Annotated in this window: 1 pseudogene and 1 other annotated feature; the pseudogene reads left to right on the plus strand. The window is 66.2% G+C overall.

The window, feature by feature from the left end:
* Positions 1 to 98: 98 nt before the first annotated feature.
* A pseudogene (locus tag Q1A98_RS22325) lies at positions 99 to 1,303 on the plus strand (IS3 family transposase).
* Positions 338 to 466: a sequence feature (AL1L pseudoknot), on the plus strand. Its footprint overlaps the pseudogene before it by 129 nt.
* Positions 1,304 to 1,333: the final 30 nt, after the last annotated feature.

The raw sequence follows: 1,333 nt of genomic DNA on the forward strand, positions 1-1,333 counted from the left end.
CTGAATCGCCCCGGGTCTGGTGGAGGGTCTGATTTCCCGAGAGGATCAGATTCGTGCCGGCACCGAGGAAGTATCCGCAGGAGTTGCGGGAGCGAGCGATGAGGCTCGTGGCGGAGGCGCGCAAGGAGGATCCGGAGCTGTCGTTGAACGCGGCAGTGAACCGGATCGGGCAACGGGTCGGGGTCAACGCCGACACGTTGCGGGGGTGGTGCAAGCAGGCCGCGATCGATGCCGGGGAGCGCCCTGGGACCACGACCAGCGATGCGCAACGGATCAAGTCGCTAGAGGCGGAGGTACGAGAACTCAAGCGTGCCAACGAGATTTTGTTGGCGGCGTCCTCGTTCTTCGCGCGGGAGCTCGACCCGCGACTGCCGTGGTAGTTCAGTTCATCGACGACCATCGCGCCCGTTTCGGGGTCGAGCCGATCTGCCGAGTGCTCACCGAGCACGGCGTGCCGATCGCCCCGTCGGGCTATTACGCGTTCAAGACCCGTCCGGCCTGCGCCAGGACCCTGGCTGATGCTGAACTCATCGCCCACATCGAGCGAGTGTTTCACGACCCGATGCTCGGGCGGGGGATCAGCGGCGCCCGCAAGATCTGGCACCTGCTGCGCCGAGAGGGCCATGACGTGGCACGATGCACCGTCGAGCGCCTGATGCGCCAGCACGGGCTGCGCGGGGTACGACGCGGACGCCGGTACGTCACCACCCGCCCCGACCCGGCTGCGATGCGCGCACCGGACCACGTGCAGCGCCAGTTCCGAGCCGCCCGACCGAACGAGTTGTGGGTCGTGGATTTCACCTACGTCCCGACCTGGTCGGGGATGGCGTTCACCGCGTTCGTCACCGACGTCTACTCGCGACGGATCGTTGGCTGGCGGACGATGGCGCGGATGCCGACCGACCTGCCACTCGACGCGCTGGAGATGGCGTTGTGGGTCCGTGACCGCGCCGGCCACGACGTGACTGGAGTGATCCAACATTCCGACGCCGGAACGCAATACACCGCGCTGCGCTACAGCGAGCGCCTCACCGATGTCGGTGCCATCGCCTCGATCGGCACCGTCGGCGACTCCTACGACAACGCTCTGGCCGAGACCGTGGTCGGGCTCTACAAGACCGAGTGCGTGCGAATCGACGGACCGTTCCGCACCGTCGACGAACTCGAACTGGCCACCCTGTCCTGGGTGCACTGGTTCAACGAGAACCGATTGCACTCCGCGATCGACTACCGAACCCCGATCGAGATGGAGAACGAGTACTACCGTGAGAACACCTCCCACCGCGAACCCGCGCTGGGATAACCCGCCCTCCACAAAACCCGGGGCGATTCA

Source organism: uncultured Williamsia sp. (assembly GCF_947494875.1).
In the GTDB taxonomy this organism is placed as follows: domain Bacteria; phylum Actinomycetota; class Actinomycetes; order Mycobacteriales; family Mycobacteriaceae; genus Williamsia_A.